This window comes from Streptomyces sp. SL06, assembly GCF_058244745.1.
Genome location: NZ_JBSYOT010000002.1, coordinates 516,967 through 534,964 on the forward strand (window position 1 = coordinate 516,967; position 17,998 = coordinate 534,964).

16 protein-coding genes and 1 pseudogene are annotated in these 17,998 nt (G+C 70.3%); 11 read left to right on the forward strand and 6 right to left on the reverse strand.

The window, feature by feature from the left end; all coding sequences use genetic code 11:
• Positions 1 to 19: 19 nt before the first annotated feature.
• From AC4IHM_RS02655 to AC4IHM_RS02665, 3 genes are all read left to right on the forward strand, one after another.
• The gene (locus tag AC4IHM_RS02655) at positions 20 to 853 is read left to right on the forward strand and encodes an SAM-dependent methyltransferase (protein WP_490865462.1); all 834 of its coding nucleotides are present in this window, start codon (positions 20 to 22) and stop codon (positions 851 to 853) included.
• A gap of 95 nt (positions 854 to 948) precedes the next feature.
• Positions 949 to 1,401 (forward strand): cold-shock protein, encoded by a 453-nt coding sequence (locus AC4IHM_RS02660; protein ID WP_490865463.1) that lies wholly within the window; start codon positions 949 to 951, stop codon positions 1,399 to 1,401.
• A gap of 339 nt (positions 1,402 to 1,740) precedes the next feature.
• Positions 1,741 to 2,466, forward strand: a complete 726-nt coding sequence (locus tag AC4IHM_RS02665; RefSeq protein WP_490865464.1) for a GntR family transcriptional regulator — start codon at positions 1,741 to 1,743, stop codon at positions 2,464 to 2,466.
• A gap of 70 nt (positions 2,467 to 2,536) precedes the next feature.
• Here AC4IHM_RS02665 and AC4IHM_RS02670 read toward each other — a convergent pair whose 3' ends face one another.
• The 5 genes from AC4IHM_RS02670 to AC4IHM_RS02690 all read right to left on the reverse strand — a co-directional run bounded on the left by AC4IHM_RS02670 (position 2,537) and on the right by AC4IHM_RS02690 (position 8,477).
• Complete coding sequence (locus tag AC4IHM_RS02670; RefSeq protein WP_490865465.1) at positions 2,537 to 3,685, reverse strand: ABC transporter ATP-binding protein; 1,149 nt, start codon at positions 3,683 to 3,685, stop codon at positions 2,537 to 2,539.
• A gap of 12 nt (positions 3,686 to 3,697) precedes the next feature.
• Positions 3,698 to 5,470 carry an ABC transporter permease gene (locus AC4IHM_RS02675; protein WP_490865466.1) on the reverse strand — a complete coding sequence of 591 codons (1,773 nt, stop codon included), beginning with the start codon at positions 5,468 to 5,470 and terminating at the stop codon, positions 3,698 to 3,700.
• Positions 5,471 to 5,553: 83 nt separating this feature from the next.
• Positions 5,554 to 6,642 carry an ABC transporter substrate-binding protein gene (locus AC4IHM_RS02680; RefSeq protein WP_490865467.1) on the reverse strand — a complete coding sequence of 363 codons (1,089 nt, stop codon included), beginning with the start codon at positions 6,640 to 6,642 and terminating at the stop codon, positions 5,554 to 5,556.
• A 9-nt stretch (positions 6,643 to 6,651) separates the two neighbouring features.
• On the reverse strand, positions 6,652 to 7,533 hold the full coding sequence (locus tag AC4IHM_RS02685) for an amidohydrolase family protein (RefSeq protein WP_490865468.1): 882 nt from the start codon (positions 7,531 to 7,533) through the stop codon (positions 6,652 to 6,654).
• Between the two features lie 38 nt (positions 7,534 to 7,571).
• Positions 7,572 to 8,477, reverse strand: a complete 906-nt coding sequence (locus AC4IHM_RS02690; RefSeq protein WP_490865469.1) for a substrate-binding domain-containing protein — start codon at positions 8,475 to 8,477, stop codon at positions 7,572 to 7,574.
• 434 nt (positions 8,478 to 8,911) lie between these two features.
• On the opposite strand from AC4IHM_RS02690, the gene AC4IHM_RS02695 reads away from it, so the two are divergent.
• The 8 genes and pseudogenes from AC4IHM_RS02695 to AC4IHM_RS02730 all read left to right on the forward strand — a co-directional run bounded on the left by AC4IHM_RS02695 (position 8,912) and on the right by AC4IHM_RS02730 (position 16,176).
• A complete protein-coding gene (locus AC4IHM_RS02695) occupies positions 8,912 to 9,520 on the forward strand; it encodes an SRPBCC family protein (protein ID WP_490865470.1) in 609 nt (202 codons plus the stop codon).
• Between the two features lie 335 nt (positions 9,521 to 9,855).
• Positions 9,856 to 10,059, forward strand: a pseudogene (locus tag AC4IHM_RS02700) (HpcH/HpaI aldolase family protein); the annotation flags it as partial.
• A gap of 202 nt (positions 10,060 to 10,261) precedes the next feature.
• Positions 10,262 to 10,591 (forward strand): aldolase/citrate lyase family protein, encoded by a 330-nt coding sequence (locus AC4IHM_RS02705; RefSeq protein WP_490865471.1) that lies wholly within the window; start codon positions 10,262 to 10,264, stop codon positions 10,589 to 10,591.
• 25 nt (positions 10,592 to 10,616) lie between these two features.
• Entirely contained in the window at positions 10,617 to 11,678 is a 1,062-nt protein-coding gene (locus AC4IHM_RS02710; RefSeq protein WP_490865472.1) for an amidohydrolase family protein, read from the forward strand.
• Positions 11,675 to 13,327, forward strand: a complete 1,653-nt coding sequence (locus AC4IHM_RS02715) for a thiamine pyrophosphate-binding protein (RefSeq protein WP_490865473.1) — start codon at positions 11,675 to 11,677, stop codon at positions 13,325 to 13,327. Before AC4IHM_RS02710 ends, AC4IHM_RS02715 begins: the two co-directional genes overlap by 4 nt.
• A 40-nt stretch (positions 13,328 to 13,367) precedes the next feature.
• Complete coding sequence (locus AC4IHM_RS02720) at positions 13,368 to 14,249, forward strand: hypothetical protein (protein WP_490865474.1); 882 nt, start codon at positions 13,368 to 13,370, stop codon at positions 14,247 to 14,249.
• 62 nt (positions 14,250 to 14,311) lie between these two features.
• Positions 14,312 to 15,292 carry an ABC transporter substrate-binding protein gene (locus tag AC4IHM_RS02725; RefSeq protein WP_490865475.1) on the forward strand — a complete coding sequence of 327 codons (981 nt, stop codon included), beginning with the start codon at positions 14,312 to 14,314 and terminating at the stop codon, positions 15,290 to 15,292.
• A 32-nt stretch (positions 15,293 to 15,324) separates the two neighbouring features.
• The gene (locus AC4IHM_RS02730; RefSeq protein ID WP_490865476.1) at positions 15,325 to 16,176 is read left to right on the forward strand and encodes an amidohydrolase family protein; all 852 of its coding nucleotides are present in this window, start codon (positions 15,325 to 15,327) and stop codon (positions 16,174 to 16,176) included.
• A 67-nt stretch (positions 16,177 to 16,243) separates the two neighbouring features.
• Here the strand turns inward: AC4IHM_RS02730 and AC4IHM_RS02735 are convergent, their stop codons facing one another.
• The gene (locus AC4IHM_RS02735; protein ID WP_490865477.1) at positions 16,244 to 17,962 is read right to left on the reverse strand and encodes a carbohydrate-binding module family 20 domain-containing protein; all 1,719 of its coding nucleotides are present in this window, start codon (positions 17,960 to 17,962) and stop codon (positions 16,244 to 16,246) included.
• Positions 17,963 to 17,998 lie beyond the last annotated feature (36 nt).

Genomic DNA, 17,998 nt, shown 5'->3' on the forward strand with positions numbered 1-17,998 from the left:
CCATCGAAAGGACCCTCACATGACCGACTCGACGCAGTCCCTCCCCGTGCCGGAGGCCGTCGGCAAGCTGTACGACCGGCTCACGCTCACCGCGCTGGGCGACGGGACGTTCAACCCGAACATCCACATCGGGTTCTGGGACACCCCCGACTCCACGGCCACTTTGGAGGAGGCGGTCGACCGGCTCACCGACGTGCTCATCGAACGGCTGCTGGTGGACGACACCGCCCATGTCCTCGATGTGGGCTGCGGGGTCGGCGGTCCCGGACTGCGGGTGGCGCGGACGACGGGGGCCCGGGTCACCGGGGTCAGCATCAGCCAGGAGCAGGTGAAGACCGCAGGCCGGCTCGCCGAGGAGGCCGGGCTCGCGGACCGGGCCGTGTTCCAGCACGCCGACGCGATGAAACTCCCCTTCGAGGACGGCTCGTTCGACGCCGTGATGGCCTTGGAGTCGATCATCCACATGCCGGACCGGCAGCAGGTGCTCACGGAGGCGGCCCGGGTACTGCGGCCGGGCGGCCGACTGGTGCTGACCGACGTCTTCGAACGCGCCCCGCGCAAGGAGACCCCGCACCCGTCGATCCAGAAGTTCTGCCGCAACTTCATGGTGACGCTCGCCGACGCCGACGACTACGTCGCCCTCCTGCACCGGTCGGGGCTGCGGCTGCGCGGGCTGCTGGACATCACCGAACACACCCAGCAGCGCACCTTCCGGGAACTCTCCCGCCCCGCCGCGGGCGAGGACCGCCCCGAGGCCCTGGGCCAGACCAACCTGCCGGACCTGTTCCACCCCTCCGACATGCTGGGCGTGGACGAGTTCGGCTGCCTGCTGGTGGCGGCGGAACGCCCCTGAGCCGGCCGGGATGGATAAATCGCGCGGGAGCGCCTAGCCTTGGCGCCGGTGTAGCTGTTGGAGCACAGTTGCTTGAGGATGTTGGTGGGGTTGAGATGGCGGTAGGCAAGGTCATTCGTTTTGACGGGGTGCGGGGCTATGGGTTCATCGCCCCCGAGCTGGGCGGGGAAGACGTCTTCCTGCACGCCAACGACCTGCTGGTCCCGGAGACTTCCGTGCGTTCCGGTACATGGGTCGAGTTCGAGATCGAAGAGGGCGACCGCGGACCCAAGGCGTCGTCCGTCCAGCTCGCCGACAGAGCGCCGGCGGCCATGACGCTGTCGCACGCGGGACGGCCCCCGGCGGCTTCGGCAGCGGTACAGGCGCCCGCCTCCGGGTTCCAGACCGGCGAGGAACCGACGTGCGACGTGCTCAGCGTCGCCGAGTACACCGGCGAGGTCACGGAACTCATGCTGAGCGCGGCCCCCTCGCTCACGGGGGAGCAGATCACGCGCCTGCGCCGGCGACTGGTCGAGCTGAGCAGGAGCCACGGCTGGGTCGAGGGCTGATCGCGGCCGTCCGCTCTGCGGGAACGACCGAGGGGTGGTACCGGAATTCTCCGGTACCACCCCTCGGTCTGTGGCGCCCACGCGTCGGGCGACAGAAGCGGATTGTTCAACAACAGTCGGGCACCACTCGGGCCCCATGGATGTCCGATGATCCTCGGCGGTCAGGCGCAAGCCCGTGTGAACCGCGTGCCGTGCGAGCATCAGCCATGCGGAATTGAAAGTTGTTATACAATACGGGTCGGGACGCCGGGCGTGCCGCCGGACGCGAGCAGGCCGGGACTCTGTCAGGGACAACGCGACGCATGTGCCGTATCCGGGCCATATGGGAGGACCAACACCATGGCGTCAGCCGCGAGTACGGACCCGAGCACGGCGAACGGTTCGGACTCGATTGCCAACCGAACGCTACAGGCGTACAACGACCTCCGTGCGCTGCTGCTGTCCGGGCACTACGAACCGGACTCGCGTCTGACCGAGTCGGAGCTGACCACACGCCTGGGAGTCTCGCGCGGGACGGTGCGTTCGGTGCTCGCGCGGCTGGCCCAGGAGGGGTATGTCACCGCCGAGGCGCACCGGAGCGCCCGCACCCGCTCGTTCTCGGTGAACGAGGCCCTGGAGATCCTGGAGACCCGCGAGGTGCTGGAGGCGGCACTGGCGGCGAGCGCCGCGGAACGGGCCACCGACGCCGACATCGCCGCGATGACCGAGACCTGCGAGCGCATGTGGGGGTGCCAGGTACCGGGCGGACGTGACGAGTACTGGCGGCTCAACCGCAGGTTCCACGAGCAGATCCGTGAGGCGGCGCGTCATGCCACGCTCGCCCGGTTCATGGACAGCCTGCTCTACCCGCTCGTCATGCAGCAGTACCGTGACGCGGACCGGGCCCACCCGCGCACCGACTCCGTCCGGGAGCACGAGGCCATTCTCGCCACGATCGCCACCCGCAATCCGGAGGCCGCCGCCGCGGCGATGCGGCATCACCTGTCGGCGGCCCGGCGGGCTCTTCAGCTGCAACTGGGCGAGCCCGCCGCCTCGTCGGCTCCGGCCGGCCAGCGGACGCGGTGACGGACCGGTCGTCCCCGCGGGTGCTCGCCGCTCAGCACGCCGGGGCGGCGGGATCCGTACGTGGCAGCGCTCAGGACCACAGCGCGATGGTCCACGTGGGGTCGAGTACGACGGTCACCTCGTCGCCCGGACGGGCGTCGAGATGGGCGTCGGCGTGTGCGCGAAGCTCGATGTCACCCGCCGCGACGACCACCTCCTGGCGGTCACCGAGGTACTCGCTGGACGTGATGCGCGCGGTGAACCGATTGGCGGTCTCGGTCTCCGGCGTCCCGGCGGTGACCCGGATGTTCTCGGGCCGGACGCACACGGAAAGCTCCTGGCCGGCGACGGGGGCCTCGGCGGGCAGGGTGAAGCGCTCGCACCGCACCACTCCCAGGGCGGTCTTGGCGTCGATCGCGCGGGCACCGGAGCCGACCGCCTTCTCCGTGACGCCCGGGATGAGGTTGGCGCTGCCGACGAAGTCCGCCACGAACCGCGACGCCGGCGAGTCGTAGATCTCGTTCGGCGTTCCGATCTGCTCGATCCGGCCCAGGTTCATGACGACGATCGTGTCGGACATGGCGAGGGCCTCGCCCTGGTCGTGTGTCACGTAGATGGTGGTGACGCCGAACTTCTTCTGGAACGAGCGCAGTTCGGTGCGTAGCTGGGCGCGCAGCTTGGCGTCCAGGTTGGACAGCGGCTCGTCGAGGAGCAGCACCTCCGGCTCGCACAGGAGCGCGCGGGCCAGGGCCAGCCGCTGCTGCTGGCCGCCGCTGAGCTGGGTCGCCCACCGGTCGGCGTACTCCGAGAGCCCCACCTGGTCGAGCATGGTGAGCACACGTTCGCGCGTCTGCTCTCTCGAGTAGGTGGTGCGGCCGTGGCGGAGGGGGAAGGCGGCGTTGTCGAACACCTTCATGTGCGGCCAGATGCCGTAGGACTGCGGCACCATCGCGATCGGCCGGGCCTCGGGGGACACGTCGCGGCGCGCCGCGGCCGAGAACACCGACTGGCCGTTCATCGATATCTCGCCGCGGTCGGCGGTCTCCAGGCCGGCCAGACAGCGCAGCGTGGTCGTCTTGCCGCATCCGCTGGGCCCCAGCAGGGTGAGGAAGCGATTGCGCGGCACGGTGAAGCTGACATCCTCGATGCCGCGGCTCACCTCGCCGCTGCGCTGCGGGGTGTAGCGCTTCTCCAGGCCGGAGATCTCGACGGAGTAGTCGGGGGAAACCAGGTTCTGCATGGTCAGCACACCTCACACGTGTTGTTGGAAGCCACGACGGTTGACCCACCAGACGGAGACGGCGGAGAGGGCGAGCAGGAGGACGGCCAGGGCGCTGGCCTCGGGATAGTTGGCGCTCTCGCCGATCATGTCCCACAGCAGTACGACGACGGTTCGGTTGTCGGAGCTGGACAGCAGCAGCGCGATGGGAAGTTCCCCGAGCGCGTTGGCGAACACCCACAGCCAGGTCCGTGACACCGCGGGTGCCACGAGGGGGAACACCACCCGGCGGATCACGGTGGTGCTCGACGCCCCGGAGACGCGGGCCACCTCCTCAAGGCCGGGGTCGAGTTGCAGCAGTGCCGTCTGGATCATGCGGGAGCCACGCGGGATGTAGCGGGTGGTGAGCGCGATGACGATGATCCACACGGTGCCGTACACCGGGATGGGCAGGAACAGGTAGAGGAACAGCACCGCCATGCCGAGGACGACGCTGGGGATGGCGAAGACCAGGAAGGACAGGTCGAACAGCGCTTGTCCGGTGCGGCCGCCGCGGGAGGAGGCCAGGGCCAGCCACAGGGCGAAGCCTGCGGTCAGGGTCGCCGTGAGCAGGCTGATGACGAGGGTGTTGACGAGCGCGTGGCTGAGGTTCGGGTTGGTGAAGATCGAGCCGTAGTTGGCGAGGCTGAGCCCGTCCAGGCTGTCCAGGGTGATCGGCTGGAGGAACGGGGTCAGGCTCGTCCACACCAGGGTCAGGATGGGGACCACGATCGCCACGAGCACGTAGAGCGCCACGAGGACGGCGGCCGGGATCCGCCACCGTCCCAGTCGCACGGGGGTGGCCCGGTATCCCTTGCCTCCCACCACGCGGAAGCGGTGTGCCTCGCGCGTCTGGTGCCGGTAGACGGCGATCATCACGAGGGACAGGAGGACCAGCAGCACACCGTAGGCGCTGGCCTGGCCGTAGTCGGGCAGTCCCGACGGCGGTTGCAGTGCGGCCTGGACGTAGCTGCTGAACACGTAGATCTGGTCCGGCGTCCCGAGCATGGCCGGGATGGCGAACTCCTCCAGGGCGATGACGACCAGGAGCATGCTCGCCGCGGAGGTGGCCGGCAGCGTGAGCGGCAGGACGATCTTGCGTGTCCGGGTCAGCCATCCGGCTCCCGAGGTGGCCGCGGCTTCCTCGAACTCAAGGTTGAGCCGGGCGAACGTCGGCGCGAGCATGACGTACATCCCCGGTACGCCGAAGATCGCGGCCACCAGGATCATGCCGGGCAGCGAGTAGATGTCGATCGTGTATCCCACGGTCCGCTCGATGGCGAGGGCGATCGGGCCGTTGGCGGGGTTGGCCGCCAGGACCCAGGCCACCGCCATGACCGTGGCCGGCACGGCCATCGGGGCGAGGGTGCTCGGGGCGAGGAAGCGGCGGCCGGGGATGTCGGTGCGTTCGAACAGGTAGGCCAGGGTGACGCTGATGATCGTGGCCAGAACGACGGTGCCGGCCACGAAGATCAGGGAGTTGAGCGCGACCTCGACCAGGCGCTCGGAGGTGAAGATCTTGGTGAAGTTGGCGAACGAGAACCCTGTGACCTGGAAGGGCAGTTTGAAGGCGCTGTTCTTGAAACTGCTGTAGACCAGCGTCACCAGGGGGAAGAGCACGAGATAGGCGAGGATGGCGCCGATGGCGATGTTGACGCCGACCAGGACACGGTCCCGGCGCTTGGGACGTACGTCGGCCACGTCGGCCTGGACGCGGTCCTGGCGCTCAGGGCGTACACCGGCGGAGGGCTGGGTGCCAGACTGCATCGCTGAAGTCTCCAAGGGTGAGCGGACGAGTCCTCTGCCTGCCGCGGCCGCGGCCGCGGGCAGAGCCGCGTCGGTGACGGCTGTCAGTTGACGCCGGTGCCCAAGGCGTCTTCGACCTTGGGGAAGAAGGCTGAGAACTCCTCGTACTGCTTGACGTCGGTTTCGCTGAACCACTCGACGCCGGCCTTGCACAGGGCAGCGATGACACGGTTGGTGTCGGCGTCCGTGCAGTCGGTGCTGGTGGGAATGACCGAGTTGTAGGTGTTGACCAGCGCGTCCTGCCCTTCCTGCGAGGCGAGGAAGGCGGTGAGGAGGCGGCCGGCCGCCGGATGGGGCGCGCCCTTGGGCGCGAAGAGATAGGACTTGTTGGCGTTGGTGGGACCGACCGGCGCGACGGCGATCGGCGCCCCCTTGCTCTGGTCCTCCAGTACGAGATTGATGAGGTCGGTGCCCACGGGCGTCTGGCCCGAGACGATGTTGACGTGCGCCTGTGTGGTGTTCTCGGTGTAGTGGGGCTTCAGCTTGGCCAGCCCGGCGGCGTACTTGAGTCCGGCGTCGGTGCTGAGTGAGGGGTCCTGGGCCCACACGGTCATGAAGGAGCCGCGTGACTCGACGGTGAGTTTGCCGCCCTTCCACCGGGTCCCGAGCAGGTCCTTCCAGCTCTCGGGCACGTTCTGCTCGGGGACTGCGGCGGTGTTGTAGGCCCAGACCTTCGGTACGGCCCAGACATAGACGAAGTCGTCGGAGAAAATCTGGTCGGAGGGCACCCCGTAGTCGGCCCAGTCCACCTTGGCGGCCATGTCCAGCGAGGGCAGTACGGTCAGTCCGCCGGCGTTGGAGACGTCGAAGCTCACCCGCTTCGCGGCCTGTTCCACATTGAGCTGTGTGACGAGGTCCGGAGCCTTCTTGTTCGTGTACTTGACCTTGATTCCGGGGTACTTCTTCTTGAACGCGTTGATGGCCGGCCGCATCTGCGACTCCGGCTTCGGCGCGAACCAGATGACCTGCCCCTCGGCCTTGGCCTCCTGGTACAGCTCGTCCAGGTCCGTGGCCTTCGGGTCGGGTGGCGGGCCGCCGCCGCACGCGGTCGCGAGCAGGGCGACCACCGTGCCGAGGGCGGTCACAAGGGCGCCGCGGTGCCGGCGGCCGGCGGGGAGCCGGGCTCGGTTCATGGGTACCACCTAGCGCTGGGAGGTGGAGGCGGCGGCACCGGCGAGCCCGTACAGCCGGGCGGCGGTGCCGCCCGCGATCAACGCCAGGGCCGTGGCGTCGAGCGACGGCAACTGCTCCTTGACGAGATCGGCCAGTTCGGACAACGTCCCGGCGGAGGCGGGGTAGTTGGAGCCCCACATCACATGGGCGGCACCGAATTCCCCGACCAGCTTGCGGACCAGTGGGGCGGCGGAGCCGGCCTCGCGTTGTGCGCGCAGGACCGCAGGCGGGGTGAGCTTGACGAAGACGCGGCCGGTCCCGCTGAGCGGGGCGAGGCCCGGGGCGTCGGGGTAGGACGGGGTGTCGTCGTCCAGCCGGGGCCGGCCCGCGTGGTCGAGGACCACGGTGAGTCCCGGGTACTGATCGAGGAGTGCGGCGAGGATCGGGGCGTGCTGGGCGTGCATCTGGATACAGACCGGTACCCGGCGCTCGGAGAGGAACTGCCACACCGGCGCCATGCGCTCGTCGTCGAGGCCGCGGCCGGGTGTCGGCACGGCGGTGGTCCCGTCGGCGGCGCGGATACGGACTCCCGAGAAGCCCCGCTCGTCGATCCAGTGGTGGAGGTCGTCGACCGCCTTCGCGGAGAGGAAGTCGACCGAGCAGACCCCGCTGACGCGGTCGCCGTGCCGGGCGAGCTGGTCGGCGACGTAGGTGTTGTCGAAGCCGTAGACCGTGGAGGCCTGGACGACGACGAGGTGATCGACGCCGGCCGCGTCCGCCTGGCGCAGCAGGCCGTCGATGTCGGTGGGCCGCTGCCGGGACCAGTCGGAGCGGTGCCCGCCGAGGGGAGCCGCGGGGTAGGCGTCGGTGTCGGGCGAGATGATGTGGGTGTGTGTGTCGACGTTGAACATGCGCACCTCTGTACTGGTGGATGGCACGGGCGGGGTGATCAGGCTCGTTCGCCGAGGTGCCGGGTGAAGTCCGCGAGGAGTTCCGCCACGGTGACGGGCGTGCGGATGACGTTCTGCTGGAGCGCGTAGTCGATCGCGCTCTGCAGTCCGGCGACGAGTTCCTCGCCCGGCCCGGACCGCAGGGCGCGCACGCGGGGGCCGGGTGCGCTCTCGGCCGCCTTGCGCGCCTCGATCTGGTCGCCGAAGGCCTGGTAGAGGTCCCGGACGGCCTCCGGATCGGTCTCCAGCAGATCCCGCCGTACGGTGAGCATGTGGTTGATCGGAACCGTCCCGTGCCGGGCGCCCCACGCCTCCTCGGCCTCGCGCCAGTCGGGGATGAGCGGCACCAGGGGGCCCTGCGCCCCGTCCAGCGCCGGCGGGCCCAGCACGGCGGCCACCACGTCGCCGCGCTCCAGGACGTCGAGGACCTTCCCGGTGACCCGTTCGACGTTGGGGGGTTCGACGTAGCTCGCCACGTGCGGCTCCTCGGTGGTGACCCAGGTGACGTCCTTGGCGTCGACGTCGAACTCCTCGTGCAGGATGCCGCGGACCCACAGCCCGGTCGTCTGGCTGTACGCCCGGACACCGACGCGTCGGCCGGCCAGCTCCGAGGGGCGGATCTCGGCCGATCCGGGCCACCGGGTCAGGGAGTGGTGGTGGAAGTCGCCGCTGAGCACCACCGGGAGCAGCGCGATCGGTACGCCGGCCTCGTGGGCCTGGAGGAAGGTCGCGATCGCCATCTCGCTCACGTCGTAGCGCAGTTCGCGCACCATCGGGGCGAACGCCTTGTAGATGGGATCGGCCGCCGCGAGTTCGACGGGGCGGCCCCCGGCGCGGAAGCCGGGGTCGGTGAGGAACGTCGTGTGCGGATAGGACTTCACCGCGACGGACAAGGTGCTGGACATGGAGAACTCCTCTGTTGCGTCCCAACGCGGGGAGTGAACTGACGTCGGTGCTGTGATGGCGCGACTCGACCGACGGGTTAACGCGAAGTGTCCGACAGTTTCGGCCACCGTACGCTCCCACCAGGGCGCCATCAAGGCTTCGAAGGCTGGATCGTAAAACAATCCGCGTCGTCGTCATGGCGAGCGCGGCTTCGGTTCGCCGCGTTCCGGCCAGGACCGTGCCTGGTGACGCGTGCGGCACCCCGGATTGGCAGATTGTTGTACACGATTCCCGGCCTGACTAGAGTCCGGACGCAGAAAATCCGATGCTCCTCGAAGTTCTTGCTGATCCCATACGGCACTGCTAGCTTGACAGCGCAAGTTGTCTAACAATCTGCAGTTCGCCACAGACGGATGCGGAGCCCGTTCAAGATCACCTAGCGAGGAACGCAGCTGTGATAAAGATCGACGAAGAGATCGCCGTCCCCGCACCGGCGTCACGGGTGTGGGAGGTCATCTCCGACCCCGCCGAAGTGGTGTCGTGCATCAACGGTGCCCAGCTCGGCGAGTCGCACGAGGACGGCTCCTTCGACGGCACACTGATGGTGAAGTTCGGCGCGGTGCGCGTGCGGTTCGGGGCCCGGATCTCGCTCGACCTGGACGAGGCCGCGCGAGAGGGCCGGCTGTCCGCCCGGGGCAGGGACGGACAGGGCGCAACCCGTTTCAGCGCACACGCGACCTTCCAGGTCATCGAGGACGGGCCCGAGACCACACGGGTGCAGGTGTCCGGCGAGATCAACCTCGCGGGCCGGCTGGCCTCGGTGATCGAGGCGGGCGCCGGCGCGGTCGTCGCCCGGATGACCAAGGACTTCACGCGGGAGCTGGTCCACCGCTGCGCCGGGGACACGGCACCCGCCGCCGCACCCGTCACGGAACCCGCGCCGGTCGGACCGGTGCCCGCTCCGCCGTCCCGGTGGGCGCGCGTGCGCGCCTGGTGGCGGCGCCTGCTCCACAGGCGGCGCGGCGGCACAGTGGGCGAGGCCCCCGGTGCCCGGGTCGAGTAGCGGCGGGGCACCGGGCCGGACGCGGACCCTCTTCCCGGCACTCATGCTGTCCGACCCGGTCACGGCGCTGGAGTACGCGACGACCGATCACGGCGGCCTGCCGACGGAGACCGAACACGAACCGAGGGACGCCACGTCGGCCGGCAGGCCGCCCCGGCGGGCGCGCATGCGGGCCCGGTGGCGGACCGAGCACAAGCGACAGAGCGGAGCCCCCAGTGGCACGACTGAACAGCATCATCCAGGCGTTGGAGTCGGGGCAGCACGCCTTCGCGGCGTTCGCGTCCCCGGACCCGGTCACGGCACTCGAATTCGCCACGACCGACTATGACGGCCTGGTGTTCGAGGCCGAACACAAACCGTGGGACGCCACGACACTGCGGGACAGTCTGCAGTACCTTCTCAACCGCAGGCGGATCTTCGAGGCCGGCACACTCGCCCCCTCCCCCACCCCCCTTGTCCGCGTCCCGGTCAACGGCGCCGAACAGGGGCAGTGGCACGCCAAGCAGGCCCTCGACCTCGGCGCGTACGGCATCGTGTGGCCGCACATCAGCCGGGTCGAGGAGGCGCGCAACGCCGTGGCGGCCTGTCGCTACCCGCGGCTGCCCGGTGCCGCGCGGTACGCCCCGGCGGGACTGCGCGGCGACGCGCCGACGGCGGCGGCACGTTACTGGGGCGTCTCGAACCAGGAGTACTACACGAGGGCCGACGTTCTGGCCGCTCGCCCCGGACGGCGAGATCCTCGTGGTGATCCAGATCGAGGACCAGCTCGGCATCGACAACCTCCCGGCCATCCTCGACGAGGTGCCGGGCATCGGACTCATCCTCATCGGCGAGGGCGACCTCAGCCAGGAACTGGGCGTGCCCCGTCAGTTGGAGCACCCGCTGATGGTCGAGGCAAGGCGCCGGATCGTGGACGTTTGCCACGCGCACGGCGTCGTGGTGGGCCACCCGCACGTCACCGAGGACAACGTCCGGCAGGTGCTCGACGAGGGCTACCGCTTCCTCATGTCGGCACCGGTGCGCACCTACCCCGGCCTCGACGCCGGCCGCAAACTCACCGGCCGCTCCTGACCCGGAACACGTGGAGAGAACTTTCATGATCATTGACTGCCATGGCCACTTCACGACCGCGCCCCCGGCGCTGGGCAGGTGGCGCGAGAAGCAGATCCGGGCCTTCGAGGAGTCCGGCGCACGCGTCTCACCCGAGGAGTTGCGCATCACCGACGACGAGATCCGCTCCGCCGTCGAGAACGGTCAGCTCAAGCTCCAGCTGGAACGCGGCACCGACCTGACGCTCTTCTCCCCCGGCGCGGGCAAGATGGCGCACCACTACGGCGACGAGCGGACCAGCCTCGACTGGTCCCGGGTCAGCAACGACCTGATCGCCCGGGTGTGCGGCCTCTTCCCCGAGCGGTTCGTGGGTGTGTGCCAGCTTCCGCAGTCCCCGGGCGACGCGCTGCCCGCCTCCGTGCGCAACTGCGTGGCCGAGGTCGAACGCTGCGTCGAGGAGCTGGGGTTCGTCGGCTGCCTGCTCAACCCGGACCCGTCGGACGGGTATTACCAGGCCCCGCCGCTGACCGACCGGGTCTACTACCCGCTGTACGAGAAGCTCGTCGAACTCAACGTCCCCGCCATGGTCCACGTCGCGATGTCGCGCAATCCCGCGCTCCAGGGCACCTGCGCCCACTACCTGGCGGGCGACACCGCGGCGTTCATGCAGCTGTGCATGTCCGACCTGTTCAAGGACTTCCCGACACTGCGGCTCATCCTGCCGCACGGCGGCGGCGCCGTCCCCTACCACTGGGGCCGCTACCGCGGAGTGATGCAGGACCAGGGCAGGCCGCCGCTGGAGGAGGCGATCCTGCGCAACGTCTACTTCGACACCTGCGTGTACCACAAGCGCGGCATGGAGCTGCTGCTGGACATCATCCCCGCGGAGAACGTGCTGTTCGCCTCGGAGATGATCGGCGCCGTCCGCAGCGTGGACCCGGAGACCGGCCGCCGGTTCGACGACACCAAGTACACCCTCGACTCCATCGACACCCTCGACGACGCCGACCGGCGGGCGGTCTACGGCGGCAACGCCCTGCGCGTCTTCCCCCGCCTGACCAGCCGGCTCCCGGCAGTCCACGACCAGCCCAAGGAGGCCGCACGGTGAAGGTCTACGAAGCACTCGCGGCAGCGTTCGCGGCCGAAGGCACCACGGACGTGTTCGGCATGATGGGCGACGCCAACATGCACTGGATGAACGCGCTGGCCGGCCACGGCACCCGCCTGTACGAGGTGCGCCACGAGGGCGCGGGACTGAGCATGGCGCACGGGTTCGCCCGCGCCGCCGGCCGGCCCGGCGTCGTCACGACCACCAGCGGCCCCGGGACGGCGCAGCTGGCCACGTCGATGATCGTGGCCAGCCGGGCGCGCACCCCGCTGGTCGCCTTCTGCGGCGAGACGGCACTGGGCGACGAGGGCGCCGTGCAGTATCTCGACCAGCGCCGGTTCGCCGCCGCGATCGAGTGCGAGTTCCTCCGGGTGACCAAGGCGGACTCGGCCCAGGAGGTGGTGCGGCGCGCCTTCTACGTCGCCCGTTCCGAATCCCGGCCGGTGATGGTCAGCGCCCCGATCGACGTGCAGTTGCAGGAGTTCGAGGACGACCTGCCGTATGTGCCCTCCACCGAGCTGCTGAACAGCCCCGGGCTGCTGCCGCACCCGGCCCGGATCGAGCAGGCCCGCGACATCGTCGCGTCGAGCAAGCGCGTCGTGATCGTCGCCGGGCGGGGAGCGCGCCAGGCGGAGGCGGGCGAGCAGATCCTCACGCTCCAGCGCCGCACCGGCGCCATGCTCGCCACCACGTTGCAGGCCAAGAACTGGCTCTGCGACAGAAGCGACTACCACGTGGGCATCGCGGGCCTGTTCGGCAGCAAGCTGGCGATGGAGCTGTTGCAGGAGGCCGACTGCGTGGTGGCGGTGGGCGCGAGCCTCAACCACTACACCATCGAGAGCGGATACCTGTTCCCCGAGGCCAAGTACGTCCAGATCGACACCGCGGCCCATGTGGTGATGGGCAACGGCCGGGTGGCCGACGCCTACGTCCAGGCCGACGCCGCCACCGGTCTCGCCGCCCTGACCGACGCGCTCGCGGAACGCGGTGTCGAGCTGGAGGGTTTCCACACCCCCGAGGTGCACCGCCGGCTCACCGCCCCGCTGATCGACCCGGCCGAGTACCACAGGGAGCCGGGGCTGCTCGACCCGCGCGAGGCGATCGCGGTCCTCGATGCCGAACTGCCCGGCGAGATAGGGCTCGTGCTCGGCAGCGGGCACCAGACCGACTTCGGCACCATGCTCTTCCAGCGCTCGCGCGAGGTCACCTCGAACTACGGCATGTTCGGGGCCATCGGCCAGGCCCCCCTGCTGACCATCGGCACCGTCGTCGCGGGCGGCGGCAAGCCCACGTTCGTGGTGGAGGGCGACGCCAGCTTCCTGATGCACCTGTCGGAGTTCGAGACCGCCTGCCGCTACGAACTGCCGGTACTGGTCGTGGTCATGAACGACGAGGGACTCGGCGCGGAGTTCCACAAGGCGAAGGCGAAGGGCCTCGACCCGGAACTCGCCGTGATCCCCACCCCCGAACTGGGCGCGGTGGCCCAGGCACTCGGCGGCGGCGGTGCGACGGTCCGCACCACCGGCGAACTGCGGGCCGCACTGGCCGAGTACGTCCGCGACCCGCGCCCCACCGTGATCAACGTCCGGATCACCCGCGACGTGCTCAGCGTGCCCTACCGGCGCATCCAGTACGGGGAGGACGTGTGACCACGACATGGCTGACGACCCACGACGCGAGGAGCCGGGCATGAGGATCGTGCTGGGAAGAGACGACTACGCGGCCCCGGCCGTCGACGCGGCCGCGGCCGCCGGTGCCGAGCCCCGGCGGCTCGACGTGCGCCCCGTGCACAAGGCGTCGCGCGGATTCGTGAACGACGCCTCGGCGGACATCTGCGAACTGGCCGTGGTGACACTCCTCCAGGCGGCGGCCTACGACCGTCCGGTGGTGCTGCTGCCGGTCACCGTGCTCGGCCGCCACCAGCACCAGACCCTGGTCACGCTGGGCGAGCAGGGCGTGGACGGCGTGCGGGGCCACAGCGTCGGCGTGCGCTCGTGGAGCCAGACCACCGGGGTGTGGCTGCGCGGGTTCCTGACCGAGCAGTACGGCATCGGCCTGTCCGAAGTGGACTGGCGCACCTACGAGGACGGGCACATCGACTCCTACTCCGACCCGGCGTGGGTGAAGCGCGCGCCCGAGGGGGCCAAGCTGCCCGCCGACTTCCTCGACGGCCGGGTCGCCTACGGGATCATGGGCAACGAACTGCCGTCCGACGACCGGATCCGCACCGCCATCCCCAACGCGCCGCAGGTGGCGGCCGAATGGGCCGCGCGCAAGGGCTTCGCGCCCATCAACCACGTGGTCGCGGCCGGCGAGTCGGCCGCGCACGACGACCCGAAGAGCGTCCTCGCCGTCTACGACGCGCTGGCCGGGGCCGTCGCGGCCGACCCGTCGGCCTCGGGAGCGGTGCCCCTGAGCCCGGTGGGCTTCGAGGCCCTTCGCGGACCCGTCACCGCGGTCGCCCGCTACGCGTACGAGCAGGAGGTGCTGCCGCGCCGCGTCGAGTACGACGAACTGGTCGACCGCACCTGCGCCGCGCTCGGGGTGACGGCGGCGCGACTCGGCGGCTGACCGGCGCGTCCCCTCCCCCGAACTCCCCCGAACCAAGGAACGAAGGAAGGACTGGACAGGACATGGACAAGCTCACGGTGGTCCTGGGGGACTACCCGCACGGGCGGCCCCTGCTGGACGGCGATGTGCGGGTGCCCGGTCACGAGGTGAAGCCGGTGGAGGTCAAGCCGGTCATCGGGGCCTACCGGCGGATGATCCGCGACCTCGAGTTCGACGTGTGCGAACTCGCCCCGACCAGCTACCTGCTGGCGTTGCAGGCCGGTGTCCCGCTCACCGCGGTCCCGGTCTTCCTCAACCGCCGCTTCCACCACGCCGACGTGCAGTGCGGCGCGGATTCGGGCATCCGCTTCCCCCGCGACCTCACCGGCAGGCGGGTCGGCGTCCGCGCCTACACGGTCACCACCGGGGTGTGGCTGCGCGGCATTCTGCACGACGAGTACGGACTGGACAACGACACGGTCACCTGGGTCGTGGACGACGAGGACCACATCGAGGGACGTGCGCCGGCCAATGTCGAGCGCGTCGGCGACGGCCGGTCGCTGGCCGAGTTGCTGCGCGCCGGAGACATCGACGCGGCACTGAGCGGAAACGCCGGCACCGGACGCGCGGGCGCGCCCCGCGCGGGCTGGTCCGCACCCGCCGAGCAGGCCGGAGGCGAGGACGGGCCGTACCCGCTCTTCCCCGACCACGAGGTACTCGCCACCGACTGGTACCTGCGTACCGGCGTCTACCCCCTCCACTCGGTCATCGCGATACGCGGGGCGCTCGTCGACGCCGACCCCTCGCTCCCGTCCGCGCTGTACGCCGCGTTCGCCGAGGCCAAGCGGCGCCAAGTGGCGGCCGACCCGGAGTGGACGGCGCTGCCCCGGCTGGGCAGGCAGGCCAAGCAGATCGGGGGCGACCCGATCCCCTACGGCCTGGACGTCAACGACGCGAGCATCCGGGCGCTGGTGAAGTACTCGCGGGACCAGGGGCTGCTGGACGCGGACTTCCCGGCCGAGCCCCGTCAGCTGTTCGCCGAGGGCGACTACCCGGACGCCTGAGCCGGCCCACCGACATCACGATGGAGCGATCCATGGACATCATCGACACCCACTGCCACATCATCTCCGAGGACGTGACCCGCTATCCCCGTGCCCCGATCGGCGGAAAGCAGTCCGGCTGGGCCACCACCCGGCCGGTCACCGCGGACGGCATGATCGAGCGCATGGACGAGGCGGGCATCGGCCGGGCGGTGCTGGTACAGGCCACGACCGCCTACGGCTACGACAACTCCTACGTGCTCGACAGCCGTACCCGACGGCCGGACCGGTTCATCGCGGTGGGCACCGTGGACCCGCTGCCGGCCGACGCCGCCGACCGTCTCAAGGCGGTGACCGGCGACGGCGGCCTGTCCGGTGTGCGGCTGTTCACCAGCGGAAGCACGGTACCCACCCAGGGCGAGTGGTTCGCCGCGCCGGAGACCTATCCCTTCTGGGAGAAGGCCGCCGAACTCGGTGTGACGGTGTGCCTCCAGATGAGGCTCGGCCCGGCGACCGAGCAACTGCACGCGCTGCTGCGGCGGTTCCCGACGGTCCGGGTGCTCCTGGACCACATGGGCTACCCCGACATCGCGGCCTCGCCCGCCGGCGCCGGGGCCGAGGTGGCGCGGCTGGCCGTCCATCCGGGCCTGCACCTCAAGCTGACCCACCGCAACCTCGAACGCCTCCACGACGCCGGCGAGGAGGCCGCCGGCTTCCTCGACCCCGTGCTCGCGGCCTTCGGCGCGAACCGGATCGCCTGGGGCTCCAATCTGCCCGCGGCCGAGCAGTCGCTCCCGCAACTCGTGGCGCTCGCGCGGGAGGTGCTGGCCGAGGTGCCCGAGGCCGACCGCCGGGAGATCTTCGCGGGCACGGCACGCAGGCTGTACCCGGGCCTGGCCGCCTAGGCGGCCTCTGCCGGGAAGGACCGGGAAGGACCGGGAAGGACGGGGTCGGCCTCGGGCCGGGGGCGGGTCAGTCGCGCCAGGTGTCGTCGAGGGTGCTTCTGGCGGCGCCGACGGTCGCGGTGCGGTTGGCGCCGCCCTCCCAGGTCACGTTTCCCGCCGCGTCCTTGCGGAGGTACTTGTACGCGAAGGACGTGCCCGCGGGGAGGTCCACGTCGAGCCTCCACACCGGGTAGGCGGCCGGGTCCAGTCTGGGCGCGCTGTCCGGGTTCCAGTTGCCGAGTTCCGGCCGGTCGCCGCTCACGTGGATGTCCTGGCCCCAGTCGGTGGTCGCGTCGACGGCGAAGGACACCCCGGAGGCCACCGGGTCGGCACCGCCGCCGCAGGTGCGGGCGCCCGTGTGCAGGGCCACGGCCGTGTCGGCGCCGAGGGTGGCGGTGAACCGGCCGGACGCGTCGACCGTGACGCCCCTGCCCGACTGGACGTCGCAGTAGTCCCCGGCGGGCAGCGAGGTCTGGAAGGTGCGGGTCAGCGAGGACGCCTCGTGGTTGATGGCGACGTACGCCTTGGAACCGCGTCCGAAGGCTATCTGGTCACCGCCGTTGTCCCACCAGTCGGTCACGGACTGGCCGCGCGCGGTGTTGCGGAGGCCGACCATGGAGGAGATCTCCCGCCAGGCGTGCTGGCACGACCAGCCGTCGCTGTAACAGGCGTCGACCCGGCCGCCGTTCGGGGGGCCGGCGTCCTGGTCGGTGAACTCGTAGCCCGAGTGCACGTCGGGGCTGCCGTAGGGCCAGGCCAGCATGAAGACGTGTGCCAGGGTGTAGTCGGCGCCGTCCTTGTAGTTGAGGGTGTCGCCGCCGCGCTCGGTGTCGTGGTTGGCGACGAAGACGTTCGACTTCTCCGAGGCCAGGTAGCCCCAGCCCTCGCCGAAGTTCTTCAGGTTCGCGAGGTTCTCGTTCTGGAAGACGCGCTTGAGGTCCCGGGCGTAGCGGAACTCCTGCACGTCGCCGGTGCCGAGGTACTCGCTCGGGGAGACGGCCTCGCCGGCGCCGTAGATCGCCTCCTGCTTCCAGTAGGCGTCCGGGTCGCTCAGCCGGGACTTGATGGCGGCGAGGTCGGCGGCGGCCATGTGCTTGGCCGCGTCGATCCGGAAGCCGTCGACGCCGAGGGACAGCAGGTCGTTGAGGTAGCCGGCGATCGTGCCGCGGACGTACTCCTCGCCGGTGTCGAGGTCCGCGAGTCCGACCAGCTCGCACTCCTGGACGTTGAAGCGGTCGCCGTAGTCGTTGATCTGCGAGGTGCAGTTGTCGAAGTCGGGGGGCGAGTAGAGGCCCGGGTAGTCGTACTTCGTGTACGACGAACCGCCGGTGCCGGTTCCGCTGCCGGCCGACATGTGGTTGATGACCGAGTCCGCGACGACCTTCACCCCTGCCGCGTGACACGTGTCGACCATGCTCTTGAACTGCTCGCGGTCGCCGAGGCGGCCCGCGATCTCATAGCTCACCGGCTGGTACGAGGTCCACCACTGCCCGCCCTGGATGTGCTCCTGCGGCGGTGAGACCTGGACGAAGCCGTAGCCGGCCGGACCGAGGGTGTCGGTGCACGCCTTGGCCACCGAGTCGAACCGCCACTCGAACATCACCGCGGTGACGTCCTTGTCGCCGGGCGGGGAGGCCTGAGCCGGTGCCGCGGCGGTGAGGAGGCTGCCGGCCACGCCGGTGGCGAGGGCGAGGGCCGCGGCGGTGGTTCCGCGCGTTCTCCTGGTGCTCTTGGTACTCCCGTGCATGGAGTCTCCCGTGTGAGGATGCGGGTGTCCCGGGTG